Below are 19,989 nucleotides of genomic sequence, written 5' to 3' on the forward strand. Positions count from 1 at the left end.
CGCCCTGCCCCGTGCGACATCCCACCTCCCGTCCCGCCGCGACTGGCTGGCATGGGCGGGCACCACCGCCATGGCACCTTGGCTGCCAGGCTGCGGCGGCAGCAACAACCCCGGGCCCCAGCTGCCAGCCACCATGGCCTGGGGCCGCCACGAGATACGGCAGGCAATGCAGGCCAGCAGGGCGCGGGCCGCATCGATTGCGCTGCTGCAGGGCGAGCGCCTGGTCTGGCAGGAGGCATTTGGCGTGCTGGACGATAGCTCCCGCGCGCCTGCTACCCCCGACACGCGCTTTAATGTGGGCTCTGTGAGCAAGGTGCTGGCAGCGCTGGCGGTGATGGTTTTGGTGGACCGCCAACTGGTGGAGCTGGATGCGCCCGTGGTGCGCTACCTGCCACAGTTCGCCATGCTGTCGCCGGGCTACCGTGAGATCACGGTACGGCACCTGCTGAGCCATGCGTCGGGGCTACCCGGTACCTACACCCGCCACCTGTTTGCCTTTGCCCCGCAATCGGGCTATGCGGCGGAGCTGGAAACGGCCCTGGCCGATGTGCACCTCAAGCACGCGCCCGGCGCCATGGCCGTGTACTGCAACGACGGCTTCACCCTGGTCGAGCGCATCGTGCTCGCGGTGACCGGGCAGGCCTATCCTGCGTTTGTGCAGTCGGCCATCCTCAACCCGCTGGGCATGGCGCGTTCGGGCTACACGCTGCAGCCCTTGCCCGCAGGCAGCTTTGCCCACGGGTACATCGGCGATGCCCGCCAGGGCCAGGAGTTTGTGATGGGCTATGCCACCGGTGGGCTGTGCACCACCCCGGGCGACATGATGAAGCTCGCTGCCCTGCTGATGCGGGGCGGTGAGCTGGATGGCCAGCGCGTCGTTTCGAAGGCCGCCGTGGCAGAGATGGGCCGCACCCAGAACCATGGCATGCGCCTGAAGCACCTCACCCCTGACTGGCACTGGGGCCTGGGCTGGGACAGCACCCAGCACCCCGGGCTGGAAGCCGCAGGCTTTGTGGCATGGCAAAAGAGCGGCAGCACGATGTTCTACGCCAGCGACTTCTATGTGCTGCCGCAGGCGGGCCTGGCGCTGCTGATCACCGGCAGTGCGCCCGGCTTCAAGCCCGGGCCGGTCGCCGAAGGCATCCTGTTGCGCGCGCTGCAGGAGACGGGGCAGTTGCGCGCACTGCCACCCAAGGTGTCGATGGCCCCTCCGGCGCTGGCCACCATCTCCTCCAGCGCGGTAGACGCCCTGCTGGGCATCTATGGCTGCTCCGCACAGCCCATCAAAGCCACATCACCGGACAGCCAGCAAGTGGACCTGTCGACCTGGTCCGCCAAAGCAAAAGGATGGGAGCCCCTGTGCGCCGGGTTGCGCCTGCGCAGCGATGGCTGGTGGTGGTCGGATGCCCAGCCCCGTATTCAGTACCGATGGGAACAGGCCGAGGGCAGCCGCTACCTGCTAGCGCGCGAGCCCGCCGCAGCCGGGCACTACGGAGTTGCCACGCCTGTTGCGCAGCAGATGCCGCGGGCCCCTGCCCCGCTGCCGCCGCAGTGGTCAGCGCGGCTGGGCAGCACCTGGCTGCTGGCCAACGAGGCACCCACATCCATCCCGCTGGCCATGGGCGTGGGGGCCGCCAGCCTGCAGGAGCTGCCAGACCTGCCCGGCTACCTATTCTGGGACGACAGCCAGTTCCTGCGCCCCATGTCGGCCGACCGCGCGGGCATGGCGGTGCAGGTGCCACACAACGCGGGCCGCGACCTGGTGGAGCTGGTGGTGCACACGCAGGACAAGGAAGAATGGATGCACGCCGCAGGCTGGGTGTACCGCCGCCACGACTGATCCGCTGTGCACCAATGCACAGTGCGGGCACTGCGCGCATGCTTTGCCCGCACTGTGCGTTTTGTGCGACATATCCGCCGGTGCCCCGCCCTCTGCACTTGCCACGCGCAGCACGCCTCGCCACAATCGCGCCTTCTTTCAGCACTGTGCGGCCATGTCGGCCATCCCCTGAAAGCCCTGGAGGTCACCGCTATGTTTGTTCCCTTGTTCGCTCCCGCCTGACCACTGTCCACCGCCCCGGCTGGACTGTGTTTTCACGCATCCAGCCATGGCAGACAAGCGACCTCCTGCACCCCCGTGCAGCGCTCCACAAGCCCTGGCTAGTTTGCCGGGGTTTTTTGTTTGTGGAACGCACACATGAGTGCCAAAAAACTGTCTCGGGCCTTCGCCCAGGGTGAAATCAAAAAGCTGCGCCGCATGAAGCAGCCCCTGGTGTTGAAGCTCGAAGCCTCGGGCCCGCCCCGAAACCCTGTGGCCGCCGCACTGGCCCAACGCAGCCTGTCCAGCGCAGCAGGCAAACACATCCGAGCCCGTGGCGCCCAGCGCCGTGCGGACACCGTCGCCCTGCGCAAGGCGACCCTGAACGCTCGCTTTACCGAGCGCGAATGACAAGAACGAAGAAAAACATGGACCTTTCAACCCAAACTCCAACGCTGCCGCATGGGCAGCACCCGCCCACCGAAACACACCGGGCCCTGCTGGCCCAGCGCCAGCAGGCGCTGGCCCACACCGCCGAGCAACTCAAGGCTGAGCTGTTTGGCATCGACGACGTGATCGACCGCGTGGTCGATGCCATCCGCGCCTGGTATGTACTGCCACAGCTCATTACCCGGCCCGTCATCGTCTGCCTGTGGGGCCTGACGGGCACGGGCAAGACGCAGCTCACGCGGCGCCTGGCGCAGCTGCTGGGCTTTTACGACCGATTTGTGGAAGTGCAGATGGACGGCTTCAGCCATGGCGCCAGCTACCGCAGCTCGTCCATATCAGGCATGCTGGGCGACTCGGGCATCCACGAAGGCGCGCCCGGCATCCTGGTGCTGGACGAGTTCCAGCGCTTTCGCACTGTGGACCGCAAGGGCGAGGACGTGAAAGTGGAGCGCTACCAGGATGTGTGGACGCTGCTCTCCGACGGGCGCCTGCCCCCGGCACTGAGCGCGCTCACCAACATCGAGCGCAAGCTGGCCGATGCGCACTACGAGGCCGAACGCGCCGAAGACGGCGACGACGAGCGCGCAGGCAAGAAGCCCTATCGCTTCCAGCTCGATGCCTGGGATGCGCAGGAACTCAAGCGCATGCTCAAGCTGCAAGAGCCCCTGGCCGAGATCATGCAGTGGCCGCCCGCGCAGGTGCAGGCGCTGTTCACGCGGTTCCAGCAATCGCTGTCGTCGTGGGAGACCGACTACAGCAAGCTGCTGGTGTTTGTGTGCGGCAACCTGGACGAGATGTACCACGAGACCGCGCAGCGCGTGGAAGACTGCGACACCGATGCCGACATCTTTCACCGCCTCACACGCAGGCTGTCGCTCATCGACGTGAAGAAGGCATTGAGCGAGCGCTTCAAACCCGAGCAGATCGCGCGGCTAGGGAACGAGCATGTGGTGTACCCGTCGTTCAACAAGGCCACGTACGAACAGCTGATTCGCAATCTCTGCACGCGCTACTGCGACGACATTGCCACCCAGTGTGGCGTGCGCTTTGCCATTGCCCAGGATGTGCACGATGAGTTGTATGCCAACGCCGTGTTCCCCGCCCAAGGCACACGGCCACTGTTCTCGTCGGTGCACGCCATCCTGAGCGCCAACCTCGTGAAGGCTGCGCTGTGGGTGCTGGAGAATGCGCTGCCGCTCTCCACCACCTACCCCATCACGCTCGCAACGGACAAGCGCCACCTGGTGGTGCAGGCCGGGGCCCAGCAGGCGCTTTTTGCAGTAGCGCTGGAGCTGAACCAGCTCAAGCAGCGCGCCAATGCCGACTTTCGCGCACTGCTGGCGGTGCACGAAGCGGGCCATGCGTTGGTGTACGGCCTGCTGTTTGGGCAGGCGCCACAGGAGGTGAAGATCAACATCGCCTCGTTCGAGGGCGGCTACAACAGTTTTGCGGGCCTGAAAGTCACCACGCGCCAGAACGCGCTGGACATGATGTGCGTGGGACTGGCAGGCCGTGTGGCCGAGGAGCTGGTGTTTGGCGAGATGGCCTGCACCACGGGCGCCGAGCAGGACTACAAGCAGGTGACAGCCGAGGCCGCGCGCTATATCCGCCACCACGGCTTTGGTACGCGCCTGGCCCGTACCGACGTGACGGTGGAGATGGACAACCATATCAACACCGATGTGGCACCCAGCAACGCAGCCATCGAGGCGCTGCTGCAGGCGCAGTACCAGCGCGCCGGTGCCCTGCTGCGCCAGCACCAGGGCGCGCTGAACCGGCTGGTGGATGCGCTGATGGACCACGGCATGATCGCCCGCCCCGAGATGCAGGCGCTGATGGCTCAGAGCGACATCGCCATCACGGTGCCACCCACGTCTGGGCCCGATGAAGCCTTGGTGCTAGAGCCCTTTGCGGCGCGGCTGGCGGCGTTTCAGCGACACACAGACGGCAGCGCTGCACCCGCTGTGGCGCCGAATGTGGAACCGCAGGTGGCGCAGCAAAGCTCAGCATGCTTATGATGCGCGGTTTGGCGGCCCCAGAGGGCCGCCCGCCGTTGTCGATTTTTCCGTCCTTTCAAGGCCCGCCCCACCGCTTGCACCGCCATGTCCGCCGTCTTCAACTTCACCTTTGTGCCCTGGTTCCGCTCGGTGGCGCCTTACATCCACAAGTTCCGCAACCAGACCTTTGTGATCGGGCTCACGGGCGAAGCGATTGCGGCGGGCAAGCTGCACAACATTGCGCAGGACTTGGCACTGATCCAGGCCATGGGCGTGAAGATCGTGCTGGTGCACGGTTTTCGCCCGCAAGTGAATGAGCAGCTGGCGGCCAAGGGGCATGCGGCCAAATACTCCCACGGCATCCGCATCACCGACTCGGTGGCGCTCGATTGCGCGCAGGAAGCAGCAGGCCAGCTACGTTATGAGATCGAGGCCGCATTCAGCCAGGGCCTGCCCAACACGCCCATGGCGGGCGCCACGGTGCGGGTGATTTCGGGCAACTTCCTCACGGCGCGGCCCGTGGGCATTGTGGACGGCGTTGATTTTCAGCACTCGGGTCTGGTGCGCAAGGTGGATGTCGCGGGCATCCGGCAGACGCTGGACATGGGCGCGCTGGTGCTGCTGTCGCCATTCGGCTTCTCGCCCACGGGCGAGGCCTTCAACCTGAGCATGGAAGAAGTGGCGACCAGCGTCGCCATCGAGCTGAGGGCCGACAAGCTCATTTTCTTGACCGAGGTGCAGGGCATCCGCATGTCGCCCACCGAGCCCGAGAGTGACGACAACCCCATCGACACCGAACTGCCTCTGGCCGCCGCTCAGGCCCTGCTGGCGCAGTTGCCGCCTGCGCAGCAGCCCACCGACACGGGCTTTTATCTGCAGCACTGCGTGAAGGCCTGCAAGGCGGGCGTGGAGCGCAGCCACATCCTGCCGTTTGCGGTGGATGGATCGCTGCTGCTGGAGGTGTACGTGCACGACGGCATCGGCACCATGGTCATCGACGAAAAGCTCGAAGAGCTGCGCGAGGCCACGATTGACGACGTGGGCGGCATCCTGCAGCTGATCGAGCCGTTTGAGAAGGACGGCACCCTGGTCAAACGCGACCGCACCGAGATCGAACGCGACATTGCCACCTACACCATCATTGAGCACGACGGCGTGATCTTTGGCTGCGCTGCACTCTACCCTTACCCCGAAGCCAAAACTGCCGAGATGGCCGCCGTGACCGTTTCACCCCAAAGCCAGGGCACAGGCGACGGCGAAAAGCTGCTCAAGCGCATCGAGCAGCGCGCGCGCCTCTTGGGGCTGGACAGCATCTTTGTGCTGACCACGCGCACCATGCACTGGTTCATCAAGCGTGGCTTCTCGCCCGTGGACCCGGACTGGCTGCCCGATGCACGCAAGCGCAAGTACAACTGGGACCGCAAGAGCCAGGTGCTGGTCAAGAAGCTCTGAAACCCTCGCGCGCCGCCACCACGGCGCGCGCCACCTGGGCAATCGCCGCGTCCCGCTGCTCTGGCGCCGCCGCAGACCGCGTGAGATAGCAGGTCACCAGCACCGGCGCGCCGCCGCCCGGGGGCCACATCACTCCAATGTCATTGGCTGTGCCGCTGTCACTGGCCGTGCCCGTCTTGTCTCCCACCTTCCAGCCCGGCACGCCCGCGCGCAGGCGCTTGTCGCCCGTGCTCGTCTCCGCCAGCCAGCGCTGCAGCCAGGCACGGGATGGGATGCTGAGCGCATCGCCCAACACCAGCTTTTGCAGCGTGTGCAGCATGGCCAGTGGCGTGGTGGTGTCGCGTGGGTCTCCCACAGCAGCCTCATTGAGTGCGGGCTCGGTGCGGTCCAGCCGCGTGGTGCCATCGCCCAATGACCGTACAAAAGCCGTGAATCCCGCCGGGCCGCCATGGCGCGCCAACAGCACGTTGGCGGCGGTGTTGTCGCTCAGGCTCACGGTGGCGGCGCACAGCTCGCCGACAGTCAGCCCGCCACCATCGCCCGCGCGGGGGCCGCTGACAGGCGAATACGCCACTACCTCTGTCGCTGCGTAGTGCACGCGGCTGTCCAGTTGCTCCTTGCCCTGGTCCACCAGTGCCAGCATCCAACCCGCCAGCACCGCCTTGAAGGTGCTGGCCATGGCAAAACGCTCGTCCTGCCGCCAGCCCAGCGCCAGGCCCGATCCGGTGTCCAGCATGGCCACGCCCAGGCGGCCTTGGGCGCTGCGTTCGATGGTGACGAGGGCATCGTTCCAGGCGCGGGCGGTCTGGTCGCGGCTGGCTGGGTTGCTGGCAGCAGCGCAACCCCACAAAGGCATGGCCGTGGCAGCCATCAAACCCAAGGAAAACTGTCTTCTTTGCATATCAAATGAAAGTGTGATGGGAAACAAGGCCCGAACGATACGGGGGTTCAGCCCCCAGCACCATCGACAATAATTGCCGCCAGACCCAAGAAAAACTGCCACCTTTACACAAAATGCACCTGCCGCTGAATGCCCTGCGCGCCTTCGAGGCATCGGCACGCCACCTGAACCTCACGCGGGCTGCCGAGGAACTGCATGTGACACAGACGGCAGTCAGCCAGCACATCCGCAAGCTCGAAGCCCGTTTGGGCAAACCTTTGTTTCGCCGCCTGCCGCGTGGGCTGGCGCTGACGGACGAGGGCCAGGCGCTGCTGCCCGTGGTGGCGGAATCGTTCGGCAACCTGCAGCGTGCACTGGAAAAGTTGGGCGACACCCGCCCGCGCGAGGTGCTCACGGTGGGCGCCGTGGGCACCTTTGCCGTAGGTTGGCTGCTGCCCCGGCTGCGCGACTTCCAGCAGGCCTGCCCCTTTGTGGACCTGCGCCTGCTCACCCACAACAATCGGGTGGACATGGCGGGCGAGGGGCTGGACTTTGCGATCCGCTTTGGCGACGGCGCCTGGCACGGAACCCATGCCGAGCGCATCATGGATGCGCCCATGTCGGTGATGTGCACGCCCGCGCTGGCCCATGGCCTGCGCACGGCGGCCGACCTGGCGCGCCAGCCCCTGCTGCGCAGCTACCGCACGGATGAATGGGCGGCCTGGTTCGACGCCGCCGGTGCGCCCTGCCCCGTGGTGCGCGGCGCGGTATTCGACTCGTCCCTCACGCTGGCAGAGGCGGCCGCCCAGGGCGCTGGCATGGCGCTGCTGCCGGTGCGCATGTTCACCCGCGAACTGCGCCAGGGCCGGCTGGTGCAGCCCTTTGCTCAGGAGCTGCACCGGGGCGCCTACTGGCTCACGCGGCTGCAGTCACGACCTGCCACAGGGGCCATGGCGGCCTTCAGCGACTGGCTTTTGGCCCAGACTCACTCCAGCGCTGAAGAGTTTGAATAAATTTTGCCGTTTCCGCGCGCCCACATTGCCATTGCAGCTACAAATTTTATAGCAAATCTATCTGCAGTGGCAGAAGCACCGCAGCCAGCGCCTATACCGTGGGTGTGGCCAGCGCGGGGTGCTCGGCCTGCGGCTTGTCCAGGTGGTATCCCTGCACCATGTCCACACCAAGCGTCTTCAGCATGTCCATGGCCTCCTGGCTTTCCACAAACTCTGCCACCGTGCGTCTGCCCAGCCCACGGGCCACGTCAATGATGGCGCGAACGAACACCTGGTTGTCCTGCTCGCTGGTGAGGTTGCGAATGAACAGTCCGTCAATCTTCAGCACATCCACCTTCAGGTGCTTGAGGTAGGCAAACGATGCAAAGCCGGTCCCGAAATCATCCAGGCACACCTGGCACCCCGTGTGGTGCAAGGCGTCGATGAACCGCTCCGCATCGCGCAAGTCAGACACCGCAGAGGTCTCCGTCAGCTCCACCAGCAAGCGCTGGGGCGCCACGCCCGCCGCCTGCAACTGGGCCGCAATGTAGCCGGGAAGGCTGGGGTCATCGAACGAGCGCGCCGAGATGTTGATCGCGAGCGCTGGAAGATGGGGCAGCGCGCTCAGCATGGCAATGCTATTGCGCGCCACCCAGCGGTCGATCTCCAGAATCTTGCCGCTCTTTTCCGCATGGCCGATGAACTGCCGGGGCGATATGAGCTGCGTCATATCGGACTCATCCAGCATGCGGATCAGCACCTCCAGGTGGGCCAGCTCCCCGGTGACAGCGTCATACACCCCTTGATAGTGCAGGCGCAGCAGGTCGTGCTCTATGGCTCTGGAAATGCGTTCATTCCAAGCCAGGCGCGTGATCATCTCCTGCGATGCGTGGTGGTCGTGCCGATAGACGGACCAGCAGTTCTTGCCAAGATGCTTGGCCTGGTACATGGCGGCATCGGCATGAGCCACAAAATCCTCGGCATTGTCGGCATGCAGCGGCGCCAAAGCGATGCCCAGGCTGGCCGTCAGCCTCAGGCTCCGCCCTTCAATGCTGAACGGCCCCTGCGAAATGGCACGAACGATGCGCTCGGCTAAGCCCTGGGCATCCTCCACCGTTGCATTGGGCATCAGCACCGCGAACTCGTCGCCCCCGAGTCGGCACAGGGTTTCCGTTTGGCGCACCAGCGCCTGCACATCGTTGCCCACGCGCACCAGCACCGAGTCGCCGTAGCGGTGACCAAAGGTGTCGTTGATGGCCTTGAACTCATCGAGATCGAAGAATAGCAAGGCGCCCCGACACTCCTGCCGCCCGTGACCCCGGAAGAAACGGAGCAGTTCGTCCTCGAACCTGCGGCGGTTGTACAGCCCAGTAAGGGCATCACGCTCGGCAAGGTAGATCAGCTGCGCCGCCGTTTGGCGCTCGCGCGTCACGTCTTCGTGGATCCAGAGCCTGCCGATGTAGCGCTTATCGCTGTCATGCACGGGGTGTGATAGCAGCAACAGGCTCTGCCCCTCGCCCAGGTCCATCTCATACCGGCTGGAAAGCCCGGGCGCCTTGAACGCATCCTGCGCGTGGCGGGCCAGGGCCGCCAAGGACGATGGACCATGCCCCGCCGCCTGGAAGATGTCGCTGACAGAGCGGCCAACAAACGACGCTTCATCGCCCTGAATGCGCCAGATCTTCAAAAAAGCGGGATTGCAGTAGGTCACCTGGTTCTCGGCCGTGACAAAGAGGATGCCCAGCTTCATGGCCCCCAGAAGCGCAAAAAGACGGGCCCGCTCTTCTTCCAGGCTCACCATGTACTGGCGCCGCTCGTCCACCTCGGACTGCAATGCCTGCGCATGCGCCGCCGCAATGGCGCGCTGCTGGAGCAGCTCGGACACCATTGCGTCGAAAGCCCGGGCCAAGCGGCCGAGCTCATCTTCCGAACCGAGTGCGACAGGGCTTGGCGTCCGCCCCTGGCCCAGGGTATCGACGGCTTCCGTCAGGCGCTGCAGCGGACGGACCACCAGCGTGCTCACCATCCGGCGCATGGACCACAGCACCGGCATCAACCCCAAAAGGCCAATGGCGCACAGTCCGAGCATTCCCCATATCACGAGATCATTCACCCTGGACTGCGGCATCAGGTAGATCTGGTACCAATTCGGCCCCCGGATCCGCGACCAGGCAATCCATTGCGTGCCGTCGGCACTCAGGCCCGCACCGCGGTCGGCTTGCGCGTTCGACACCATGTGGTGAACCTGCTCCAGCAACGGGTCCTTCAGGCCTGCGATCTGAAGCTGGCCACTCGCTGCGGCTATCCGATCCCTCAGATCAGGGTGGGAGATCAGGTCCCCATCCGCACTGAGGATCATTTGCACGCCTGCCTGGTCACGGCTGGCGGCCACTGCGTCGATCAGGGTTTCAATCGACAGGTCGTGACCCACCGTCCCGACCCAGCGCCCCTGCCAGTCCAGAGGCTGGATCACCGACACCATCCAGGCCTTGGCTTGCTCGTCAAAATACACTGGCGTCCAGAAGACGCGCCGATCCGAGTTGCGCTTCGGGTCTGCACCCCGCATGGTGGGGTAGTCTGCGTTGCTGGCGTCTGCGGTGGCGCCACTGCCCCAATCAACACCACGCGCATAGACCATCAAGCCATCTTCCACAAAATCCATGTAGGCGGAAAAAAAAGGCGGCACCAGTGCAGGCCCTCGCTCTCTCAGCAGGTCGTAGCTGACGGCAGCGCGCACGCGCGTGGATTCGTCCGGGCCATCGGGGCCATGGTGCAGGTACAGGGTGGGTGCATTGACCGTGTCCACCTTCCCGGGCCGAAGGCGCCACAGCCCGTCCGGCCCACGCGCAAACAACTCATCGAACCGGCTCAGAGCGGCCTCAGGATCGACAGCGCGCAGCCGCATCAGCAAATCCCGCTGTACCTGCTGGACGCTCTGCCCGGCCTGGACAAAGAGCCCCTCGACGGACTGTGCGCGCAACTCCACCGCCTGGCGCATGACCAACGGCACCAAGCGATCAGCAACGGCACTCATCGCTGCATACCCAAGCAGCGAAAGGAGGATCACCAAGCCCAGAAACAGGCCCCATATTGACAGGGATAGCCTGTGGATCACGGAAGTACGAAGCCTGGAGGTCAGCAAGCAAGGCCCCTCGAAAAGGTCAGGACACGCATTGGGCGGTGGCTCAAGCGTTCAATATGTTAATGGAATCCAGCATGGGCATGCCCACCCCAGCGGCCCTGCGCAAGCCCTAGAACCCCAGCGCCCCGATGTCCACCGCATCCACCTGCCCCGCGTCCAGAAACGCCTGCCCGTAGCGCTGGTACACCCCCTCGCGCACAAACACCTCGAACAAATCCGGATCGATGTGTCCGTTGTCGCGCATCTTGCACATGATGGCCAGCGCCTGGGACAGGGTCATGCCGCTCTTGTAGGGCCGGTCGGCCGCCGTGAGGGCTTCAAAAATGTCTGCGATGCCCATCATGCGGGCCTGCAGGGACATCTGCTCGCGCGTGAGGCCACGCGGGTAGCCTTTGCCGTCCATGCGCTCATGGTGGCCACCCGCGTATTCAGGCACGTTCTTGAGGTGGCGCGGCCAGGGCAGCGTCTCCAGCATCTTGATGGTGGCGACGATGTGGTAGTTGATGGTGTCCCGCTCGGACTGGTTGAGTGTGCCCGCACGGATGGTGAGATTCTCCACCTCTTCGGCGCTTAGAAAGCTGGTCTGCACGCCCTGCGGGTTGCGCCAGTGGCGCATGGCAGCAATGTCACGCACGCGCTGCTGGTCTTCGGGGCGCATGGCTTCAGTGCCGGTGTTGCTGCGGCGCAGAAACTCGCGGTCTTCCTCCAGCGCGTGAATCTCGTGCTGCAGGGCCTGCAGTTCCTGCCCCTCGGCCCGCGCATCCACCACGGGGCGCAGCGCCAGCTGGCGGCGCAGCACGGCCAGTTCGGCATCGCGCTTGAGGACTTCAAACCGCGTATCAACGAGCCCGATGCGGTCATAAATGGTCTGCAGCTTGGTGGCCTTATCCACCACATGCACGGGCGTGGTGATCTTGCCGCAATCGTGCAGCAGGCCCGCCATCTTCAGCTCGTAGCGGTCGCGGTCAGACATCGAGAAGCCAGCCAGCGGCCCCTCACGGGTGGCATCCACGGCCTCGGCCAGCATCATGGTGAGCGCGGGCACGCGCTGGCAGTGACCGCCGGTGTAAGGAGATTTTTCGTCAATGGCCAGGTTGATAAGGTTCACGAACGATTCGAACAGGCGCTCCAGCTGCGTGATAAGCAGCCGGTTTGTGAGCGCGATGGCGGCCTGCGACGCAAGCGACTCAGCCAGGCTCTGGTCGGCCTGCGAGAAGGTGATGACCTCGCCAGTGTCCGGGTCGCGAGCATTGATGAGCTGCAATACGCCAATCAGCTCACGGTCGTGGTTTTTCATCGGCACCGTGAGGAACGACTGCGACCGGTAGCCCGTGCGCTGGTCAAACGCCCGGGTGCCCGAAAAGTCAAACCCTGCCGAGCTGTACGCATCGGCAATATTCACCGTGCGGTCATGAATGGCGGCATGCGCAGCCACCAGCGAATCATTGGGGGCACCATCGGCAGTGCGCAAAGGCAGCAAGGGCAGGTCGATGGGCTTGCCCGTGGTGCCCCCCAGGCGGATGCCCAGCGAGTCAGTGCGCAGGATCTCGAACTTGAGGGCCGACTGGTCTTCTGTCACGCTGTACAGCGTGCCTCCATCGGCGCCCGTGATGGTCTTGGCGGCCTCCAGAATGTTCTCTAGCAGCCGGTCGATGTCCCGCTCACGCGAGAGTGCCGCCCCAATGCCGTTGAGCTGCTCCAGCCGACGAAACAGATGGATCGTGGATTCCTTGCTCATACAAACACCTTGGAAACAGCGTTGGCGACCCTGCATCGTAACGAAAGGTGACAGCTATCATCACCCCCTTCTCTCAAAAATGCCCATTTCGTGGACTCGGTCACACCCCGCTTTCTCACCGCCGCGCTCTACCAGTTTGTGGACCTGCCAGACTTTGCCGCACTGCGTGAGCCCCTGCAGTCTTTGTGCGAAACCCAGCGCGTGCGCGGCATGCTGTTGCTGGCGCCCGAGGGCATCAATGGCACCATCGCAGGCGAACCGCAGGGCGTGCACGCCGTGCTGGCCTGGCTGCGCAGCGATGCGCGCTTTGCCGCCCTGCAGCACAAAGAGGCGCGGGCCGAGCGCATGCCCTTCTACCGCATGCGTGTGCGACTCAAGCGCGAGATCGTGACCTTGGGCGTGCCAGGCCTGAACACCGCACGCAACGCAGGCACCTATGTGAAACCCGAGGACTGGAATGCCCTCATCGACGACCCCGGCGTGGTGGTGGTGGACACGCGCAACAGCTACGAGGTGGGCATAGGCACGTTTGAGCGCGCCATCAACCCGCACACCCAGACCTTCGCTGAGTTACCGGCCTGGGTCGCGCAGCAGTCACAACCCGGCGGTGTGCTGGCGGGCAAGCCCCGCGTGGCCATGTTCTGCACCGGCGGCATTCGCTGCGAAAAATCCACGGCCCTCCTCAAGTCACAGGGCTTTGAAGAGGTGTACCACCTTGAAGGCGGAATCCTCAAATACCTGGAAACCGTGCCCGAAGAAGCCAGCCGCTGGCATGGCGACTGTTTTGTATTCGACGAGCGTGTGTCCGTGGGTCACGGCCTGGTGCCCGGCCACCACCAGCTGTGCCGCTCCTGCCGCATGCCATTGGGCGAGACCGAACTGCAGTCGCCCCACTACGTGCCCGGCGTGAGCTGCCCCTATTGCCATGGCACCCGCACGCCCGAGCAGGAACGCGCCCTGGCCGAGCGCGAGCGCCAGATGCAGCTGGCCCGACTGCGTGGGCAAGAGCACATCGGCGCCCAACAACCCTGCCACCCCGCACGCACTGCGGCCAAGGACGCGGGGGACGATGGCATGGGTGGCGCAACGTGAGCGCCCTGCCCGTCCTTTACTCCTTCCGCCGCTGCCCCTACGCCATGCGCGCCCGGCTGGCGCTGGCCGTGAGCGACCAGGCCTGTGAGTTGCGAGAAGTGGTGCTCAAGAACAAGCCCCAGGGCCTGCTGCTGGCGTCGCCCAAGGGAACGGTGCCGGTGTTGGTGCTGCCGGGCGGCCAGGTGCTCGAGCAGAGCCTGGAGATCATGCTGTGGGCCTTGGCCCGGCACGACCCCCAGGGCTGGCTCACCCCCAGCCACGGAAATCTGCAAGACATGCTGGCGCTGATTGCCGAATGCGATGGCCCGTTCAAGCAGGCGCTGGACCGATGCAAATACCCCAACCGCTACCCAGATGCAGACAATGGCGCAGAACGCGCCCGGGCGGTGGCTTGGCTCTGTGTGCTGGAGGCACGTTTCTCCTCGACTCAGCCTTACCTGTTCGGCAGCCACCCCGCCCTGGCCGATATGGCGATTGCACCTTTTGTGCGGCAATTTGCGGGCATTGATGCTGACTGGTGGGCAGCGCAGCCCTGGCCCCGGCTGCGAGACTGGCTGGACAAGTGGCAGGCCAGTGATCTTTGGGCCAGCGTGATGCACAAGCTGCCCGCGTGGGTGGATGGGACGGAGGGGGTCGCTTTTCCAAGAAGTGCATCCCTCTCGTGAAAGACGAAGGCGCCCAGCAAGGGGCGCCTTGCGACCTTCAACAGGGCGGCAATCAGGCCATCGAAAGGCTGCGAGCTGGGCCGCCCCGCAGACCTCTTGCCAGCAGCACCAGCAGCACCACCGCAAACCCCACAAAACACACAAACGACCAGTTGGCAATCGAGCCGCCCAGGAAAGTCCAGTCAATGGCAGCGCAGTCGCCTGAGCCGCGGAAGATCATGGGAATGGCGCGGCTGATGGGGTAGTTTTCGATCATGCCGTAGAAGTCACGGCCACAGGTAGCGACTTCGGGCGGGTACCACTGAAGCCAGCTCTGGCGGGCAGCCACAAAAGCGCCGAAGCCGGAGGCTATCAGCGCCAGCACGCCCCAGCCCATCCACCAGCCTTTTGGGCTCCTTACGCCTGCCAGGCCTGTGAAGATTGCTACACCAATGAGAGCATAGCGCTGCACGATGCACATGGGGCATGGCTCCAGGCCCACCACATGCTGCAGATACATGCCAAAAGCCAGCATGGCCACGCAGGCGGCACTGATCAACGCCAGCACGCGGCGCGGGGCCTGATCCATCCAGTTCAACAACATCTTTGTTATCCCTCAAGGCCGCGCGGCAACTGGCGCGGCATCCCAGGGGAAACAGCTCAGATACCAGCGGCGTGATCCAAGAACACTCGGGCGCGGCGTGGTGTAACCACCAGCGTTTCGCCCTCTTTGAAACCCATTTCCTTGAACTGCTGCGCAGGAATCTGCGCTTCGATCAGGGATTCTGGGGACGCATTGTCCGCTGGTTTGTGGTCGTCGGTCGGAATAAGTTCCAGCCGCGCAATCGGCCCCACCACAATGGCGCGACTCAGCTGGGCCACGATGCCGCGCGGGCGGCCTTCTGCGTCCAGGCCCGCGCCGGGTGAATAGCGCTCCACATCCAGGTCGTGCGGGCGCACGTAGGCAAACGCCTTGGCGTTTTGCGCCTGGCTGTGCTCGGGCGAGTCTATCTGCATGCCATCCAGGTGCACCAGTCCTTCGTGCGCGCGGCCATGGAACAGATTCACATCGCCCAAAAAGCCATACACGAACGGGCTGGCAGGCTGGTCCCACACCTGCTGGGGCGAGCCGCTTTGCTCGATGCGGCCCTGGTTGATCACGACCACGCGGTCGGCCACTTCCAGCGCTTCTTCCTGGTCATGGGTCACGAAGATCGAGGTGACATGCAGTTCGTCGTGCAGACGGCGCAGCCAACGGCGCAATTCCTTGCGCACCTTGGCATCGAGTGCGCCAAAGGGCTCATCGAGCAGCAGCACCTTGGGTTCCACGGCCAGGGCGCGGGCCAGGGCAATGCGCTGGCGCTGGCCGCCCGACAGCTGCGAGGGGTAGCGGTCGGCCAACCAGTCCAGCTGCACCAGTTTGAGCAGGTCGGTCACCTTTTGCTTGATTTGCGCTTCGCTCGGGCGCTCGCTTCGGGGTTTGACGCGCAGGCCAAAAGCCACGTTCTCGAACACCGTCATGTGGCGAAACAGCGCGTAGTGCTGGAACACGAAGCCCACATTGCGCTCGCGCACATGCACGTCGGTCGTGTCTTCGCCGCTGAAGTGGATGGTGCCCACATCGGCCGTCTCCAGCCCGGCGATGATGCGCAGCAGCGTGGTCTTGCCGCAGCCCGATGGGCCCAGCAGCGCAATCAATTCGCCGGAGGCAATGTCCAGGCTCACATCGCGCAGGGCATGGAAGTCGCCAAACTGCTTGCTGACGTTACGGATTTCAATGCTCATGGTGTTTCTTCCTTCAGCAGGCGGTTCAACGGGCGGCAGCGTCGGCAGGACGCTCGGGCGGCAGGTCGGTCGCGGCCTTCATGGCCTGCTCATTGCGATGTTCGGCAATGGTCTTGATGACCAAAGTGACCAGGGCCAGCAAGGCCAACAGCGACGCTGCAGCAAACGCGGCGACCGACTGGTATTCGTTGTAGAGAATTTCAACATGCAGCGGGATGGTGTTGGTCTGCCCACGGATGTGGCCCGACACCACCGACACGGCACCAAACTCGCCCATGGCGCGGGCGTTGCACAGGATCACGCCATACAACAGGCCCCACTTGATGTTGGGCAGCGTCACATGCCAGAAGGTCTGCCAGCCGGTGGCCCCCAGGACGATGGCTGCCTGCTCCTCGTCGTTGCCCTGCGCCTGCATCAGCGGGATGAGTTCGCGGGCGATGAACGGGAAGGTCACGAACACAGTGGCCAGCACGATGCCCGGCACGGCAAAAATGATCTTGATGTCATGCGCCGCCAGCCACGGGCCAAACCAGCCCTGCGCGCCAAACATCAGCACATAGACCAAGCCCGCCACCACGGGCGACACCGAAAACGGCAGGTCCACCAGCGTGGTCAAGAAAGCCTTGCCCTTGAACTCGTACTTGGCAATGCACCACGCGGCGGCCACACCGAACACCAGGTTCAGCGGCACGGCAATCAACGCTGTGATGAGCGTGAGCTTGATGGCCGACCAGGCATCGGGCTCGCGCAGGCCTTCCAGGTAGGCGCCAAAGCCCTTGCGCAGCGCCTCGGCAAACACAGCGGCCAGCGGCAGCACCAGGAACAGCAGCATGAAGGCCAGCGCCAAGGTGATGAGCGTGTAGCGCACCCAGGGCGCTTCGGTCGTGCCCGCTTGTGCGCGGCGGATGGTTCGGGAGTTGTTGCCGCTCATGCTGGAGCTCCCGCGTGGCGTCGCTGCCAGGCTTGCAGCGCATTGATGATGAGCAGCAGGATGAAGGAGATGACCAGCATCACCACCGCCACGGCGGTAGCGCCTGCATAGTCGTACTGCTCCAGCTTGCCGATGATGATGAGCGGTGTGATCTCAGACACCATGGGCATGTTGCCCGCGATGAAGATGACCGAGCCGTACTCCCCCACCGCCCGCGCAAACGCCATGGCAAAGCCGGTGAGCAGTGCCGGGGTGATGGAGGGCAGGATGACTTTGGTGAAGGTTTGCCAGCGCGTGGCGCCCAGGCAGGTGGCGGCTTCTTCCAGTTCCTTTTCAGCATCTTCCAGCACAGGCTGCACGGTGCGCACCACAAACGGCAGGCCGATAAAGATGAGCGCAATCACGATGCCTGCGGGCTTGAACGCCAGCTGGATGCCCATGGGCTCCAGAATGCTGCCAATCCAGCCATTGCTTGCCAGCAAGGCTGTGAGCGAGATACCGGCCACGGCGGTCGGCAGCGCAAACGGCAGGTCCACCAGCGCATCCACGACCTTCTTGCCGGGGAACTTGTAGCGCACCAGCACCCAGGCAATCAGCAAGCCAAACACCAGGTTGACCAGTGCTGCCAAAAACGATGCGCCGAACGTGAGCCGGTACGAAGCCATCACACGCGGCGCACTGATGGCGGCCCAGAATTGCTCCCAGGTCAGGGTGAAGGTCTTGAAGATCAGTGCCGACAGCGGGATCAGCACAATGATGCTCAAGTAGAAAAGGGTGTAGCCCAGCGTGAGCCCGAAGCCAGGCAGCACGCGCTTGGGCGCACGCCGGCCGGCCGGGGCTGCGGCCACAGCAGTCGCAGTGGTCATATGTGAGGTAGTGAGACGAGAGGCGCGCTGGGCTTACTTGGCGCCGGGCGTGTACAGCTTGTCGAACTGGCCACCGTCATTGAAGTGCACCTTCTGCGCTTCAGTCAGCGAACCGAAGTACTTGCCCACGGTGAACAACTTGACCGGCTTGAAGGTGTCGGCGTACTTCTTGAGCACAGCCTCCGAACGGGGACGGATGGCGTGCTTGGCTGCAATTTCCTGGGCTTCATCCGAATACAGGTAGTCGAGGTAGGCCTTGGCCAGCTGGGCCGTGCCCTTCTTTGCCACGGTGCGCTCCACCACGGCCACGGGGTTTTCTGCCACCACACTGACGGACGGATAGATCGCGTCGACCTTGCCAGCGCCGAATTCGCGGTCGATCGACACCACTTCGGATTCGAAGGTGATCAGAACATCGCCCTGGTTGCGCTGCAGGAAGGTGGCGGTGGCATCGCGCCCCCCCTTTGCCAGGATGGGCACGTTCTTGTACAACTTGCCGACAAACTCGGCGGCCTGGGCCTCGGTGCCACCCTTTTCACGGATGGCGCCCCAGGCTGCCAGGTACGCATAGCGGCCATTGCCCCCGGTCTTGGGATTCACCACGATGACCTGTATGCCAGGCTTGATCAGGTCTTCCCAGTCCTTGATGTTCTTGGGATTGCCGTTGCGCACCAGGAACAGCATGGTCGAGGTGGTGGGCGATGCGTCGTGCGGGAATTTTTTGGCCCAGTCCTTGGCCACCGCGCCGTTGTCGGCCAGGAACTGTACGTCGGTCGTAGTGTTCATGGTCACCACGTCGGCGGCCAGGCCATCGTTCACGGCGCGGGCCTGGGCGCTGGAGCCTGCGTGCGACTGGTCGATCTTCACCTCCTGGCCGGTGGTCTTCTTGTAATGCGCGGCAAAGGCTGCGTTGTAGTCTTTGTAGAACTCACGGGCCACGTCGTACGACACATTGAGCAGCGAATTTTGTGCGGCAGCCATGCCACTGGCAGCCAGGGCCAGGGAGGCCAGGAGGGTCTTGAGTCTCAAAGAAGTCATGGTGTTGTCGCCCAAAAAATTGCTGGAGATGCCTGATTGTGCGGAGGCGCCCTTAAAACTCAAAAGAATATATTTTTGTTAAATAATCAACTATCGGCATATGGATTACTGATGGGCTGCGTGCAGCAGACTGCTGCCGCACTTTTCGCATCAAAAATAGGCTCCCCCGCCTTACCAGCATGGTTTGATTGCTACACAATCGGTAGCAATCAAAACGCGGTGGGCAGGGAGTGCGTAGGTGTGGCTGCCTGTGGATGGGCGGCAGCCCCCCCCTCCAGCGACTGCAGCAGCGCCCAACCCAGGGGCCATTCGCCATGGCCAGAGTCGATGTTGATATGCCCCGCGTTCTGCATGCGCACGAACTCGCTGCCCCAGGCCCGTGCGTAAGCACCCGCCAGGCGGATGGGGCAAAACGGGTCGTTGCTGCTGGCCACCACGATGCTGCGGTAGGGCAGCGCGGCGTAGGGCACAGGCGCAAAGTCGCTCAGGATGGCCCGGCGTTCAGGGTCAGCCGGGGCCACCAGCAGCGCGCCACACACCTTGGCCGCAGCCTCCGGACCCATGTGGTTGGCAGCAATGCAGCCCAGGCTGTGCGCCACAATCACGACAGGGTGCGGCGCGGCCAGCACGGTCTTTTCAAGCTGGCCCACCCAGGCTGAGCGCGTGGGCGTGATCCAGTCGTCCTGCACCACGCGGCGAGCATGGGGCAGGCGCTCGGCCCACAGGCTCTGCCAGTGGCCGGGGCCCGAGTCGCGCCAGCCGGGGACGATGATGATGGAGGTGTTAGGGGTCACAGGGCTGGCATTCTGCGAGCCACTCTTTAAAACCCAAACGACTTAATTTTTGTTATTTAATCTCAAAATCATCTAAAAAAGGCACTCATTTGCCGCCTCCACCCAGTCTTTGGGCTGTTTTTCGCCCGGTTTAACCCCATTCGCCCGCCC

The 19,989-nt window shown here is 64.2% G+C and carries 16 protein-coding genes; 7 read left to right on the forward strand and 9 right to left on the reverse strand.

The window, feature by feature from the left end:
• Positions 1-4: 4 nt before the first annotated feature.
• From DBR12_RS05755 to argA, 4 genes are all read left to right on the forward strand, one after another.
• Entirely contained in the window at positions 5-1,840 is a 1,836-nt protein-coding gene (locus tag DBR12_RS05755; protein WP_108616394.1) for a serine hydrolase, read from the forward strand.
• Between the two features lie 357 nt (positions 1,841-2,197).
• On the forward strand, positions 2,198-2,449 hold the full coding sequence (locus tag DBR12_RS05760) for a hypothetical protein (protein WP_108616381.1): 252 nt from the start codon (positions 2,198-2,200) through the stop codon (positions 2,447-2,449).
• 17 nt (positions 2,450-2,466) lie between these two features.
• Positions 2,467-4,506, forward strand: coding sequence for an AAA family ATPase (locus tag DBR12_RS05765; RefSeq protein WP_199226637.1), 2,040 nt, complete (start codon positions 2,467-2,469; stop codon positions 4,504-4,506).
• Between the two features lie 84 nt (positions 4,507-4,590).
• Entirely contained in the window at positions 4,591-5,937 is a 1,347-nt protein-coding gene (gene argA, locus DBR12_RS05770; RefSeq protein ID WP_108616383.1) for an amino-acid N-acetyltransferase, read from the forward strand.
• Here the strand turns inward: argA and bla are convergent.
• Positions 5,924-6,838 (reverse strand): class A beta-lactamase, encoded by a 915-nt coding sequence (gene bla, locus DBR12_RS05775; RefSeq protein WP_108616384.1) that lies wholly within the window; start codon positions 6,836-6,838, stop codon positions 5,924-5,926. The genes argA and bla overlap by 14 nt on opposite strands.
• A 113-nt stretch (positions 6,839-6,951) precedes the next feature.
• Between bla and DBR12_RS05780 the strand changes: the two genes are divergently transcribed.
• Positions 6,952-7,830: a LysR family transcriptional regulator gene (locus tag DBR12_RS05780; protein WP_108616385.1), complete on the forward strand. Its 879-nt coding sequence runs from the start codon at positions 6,952-6,954 to the stop codon at positions 7,828-7,830.
• Positions 7,831-7,921: 91 nt separating this feature from the next.
• Here DBR12_RS05780 and DBR12_RS05785 read toward each other — a convergent pair whose 3' ends face one another.
• Positions 7,922-10,843: an EAL domain-containing protein gene (locus DBR12_RS05785; RefSeq protein ID WP_108616386.1), complete on the reverse strand. Its 2,922-nt coding sequence runs from the start codon at positions 10,841-10,843 to the stop codon at positions 7,922-7,924.
• A 217-nt stretch (positions 10,844-11,060) separates the two neighbouring features.
• Entirely contained in the window at positions 11,061-12,689 is a 1,629-nt protein-coding gene (locus tag DBR12_RS05790; protein WP_108616387.1) for an HD family phosphohydrolase, read from the reverse strand.
• A gap of 90 nt (positions 12,690-12,779) precedes the next feature.
• Between DBR12_RS05790 and DBR12_RS05795 the strand changes: the two genes are divergently transcribed.
• Complete coding sequence (locus tag DBR12_RS05795; RefSeq protein ID WP_108616388.1) at positions 12,780-13,781, forward strand: rhodanese-related sulfurtransferase; 1,002 nt, start codon at positions 12,780-12,782, stop codon at positions 13,779-13,781.
• Positions 13,778-14,446: a glutathione S-transferase gene (locus DBR12_RS05800; protein ID WP_108616389.1), complete on the forward strand. Its 669-nt coding sequence runs from the start codon at positions 13,778-13,780 to the stop codon at positions 14,444-14,446. The genes DBR12_RS05795 and DBR12_RS05800 overlap by 4 nt, the downstream gene beginning before the upstream one ends.
• A 52-nt stretch (positions 14,447-14,498) precedes the next feature.
• Here the strand turns inward: DBR12_RS05800 and DBR12_RS05805 are convergent, their stop codons facing one another.
• From DBR12_RS05805 to DBR12_RS05830, 6 genes are all read right to left on the reverse strand, one after another.
• Positions 14,499-15,029 carry a disulfide bond formation protein B gene (locus tag DBR12_RS05805; RefSeq protein ID WP_199226638.1) on the reverse strand — a complete coding sequence of 177 codons (531 nt, stop codon included), beginning with the start codon at positions 15,027-15,029 and terminating at the stop codon, positions 14,499-14,501.
• Positions 15,030-15,085: 56 nt separating this feature from the next.
• On the reverse strand, positions 15,086-16,210 hold the full coding sequence (locus tag DBR12_RS05810; protein WP_108616390.1) for a sulfate/molybdate ABC transporter ATP-binding protein: 1,125 nt from the start codon (positions 16,208-16,210) through the stop codon (positions 15,086-15,088).
• Positions 16,211-16,235: 25 nt separating this feature from the next.
• Positions 16,236-17,141: a sulfate ABC transporter permease subunit CysW gene (gene cysW / locus DBR12_RS05815; protein WP_108616391.1), complete on the reverse strand. Its 906-nt coding sequence runs from the start codon at positions 17,139-17,141 to the stop codon at positions 16,236-16,238.
• The gene (cysT, locus tag DBR12_RS05820; protein ID WP_108616392.1) at positions 17,138-18,007 is read right to left on the reverse strand and encodes a sulfate ABC transporter permease subunit CysT; all 870 of its coding nucleotides are present in this window, start codon (positions 18,005-18,007) and stop codon (positions 17,138-17,140) included. Before cysT ends, cysW begins: the two co-directional genes overlap by 4 nt.
• A 33-nt stretch (positions 18,008-18,040) precedes the next feature.
• Positions 18,041-19,045, reverse strand: coding sequence for a sulfate ABC transporter substrate-binding protein (locus tag DBR12_RS05825; protein WP_108616396.1), 1,005 nt, complete (start codon positions 19,043-19,045; stop codon positions 18,041-18,043).
• A gap of 209 nt (positions 19,046-19,254) precedes the next feature.
• Positions 19,255-19,839, reverse strand: coding sequence for an alpha/beta hydrolase (locus DBR12_RS05830; RefSeq protein WP_108616393.1), 585 nt, complete (start codon positions 19,837-19,839; stop codon positions 19,255-19,257).
• Positions 19,840-19,989: the final 150 nt, after the last annotated feature.

This window comes from Acidovorax sp. HMWF029 (assembly GCF_003060895.1).
Lineage (GTDB): Bacteria > Pseudomonadota > Gammaproteobacteria > Burkholderiales > Burkholderiaceae_C > Acidovorax.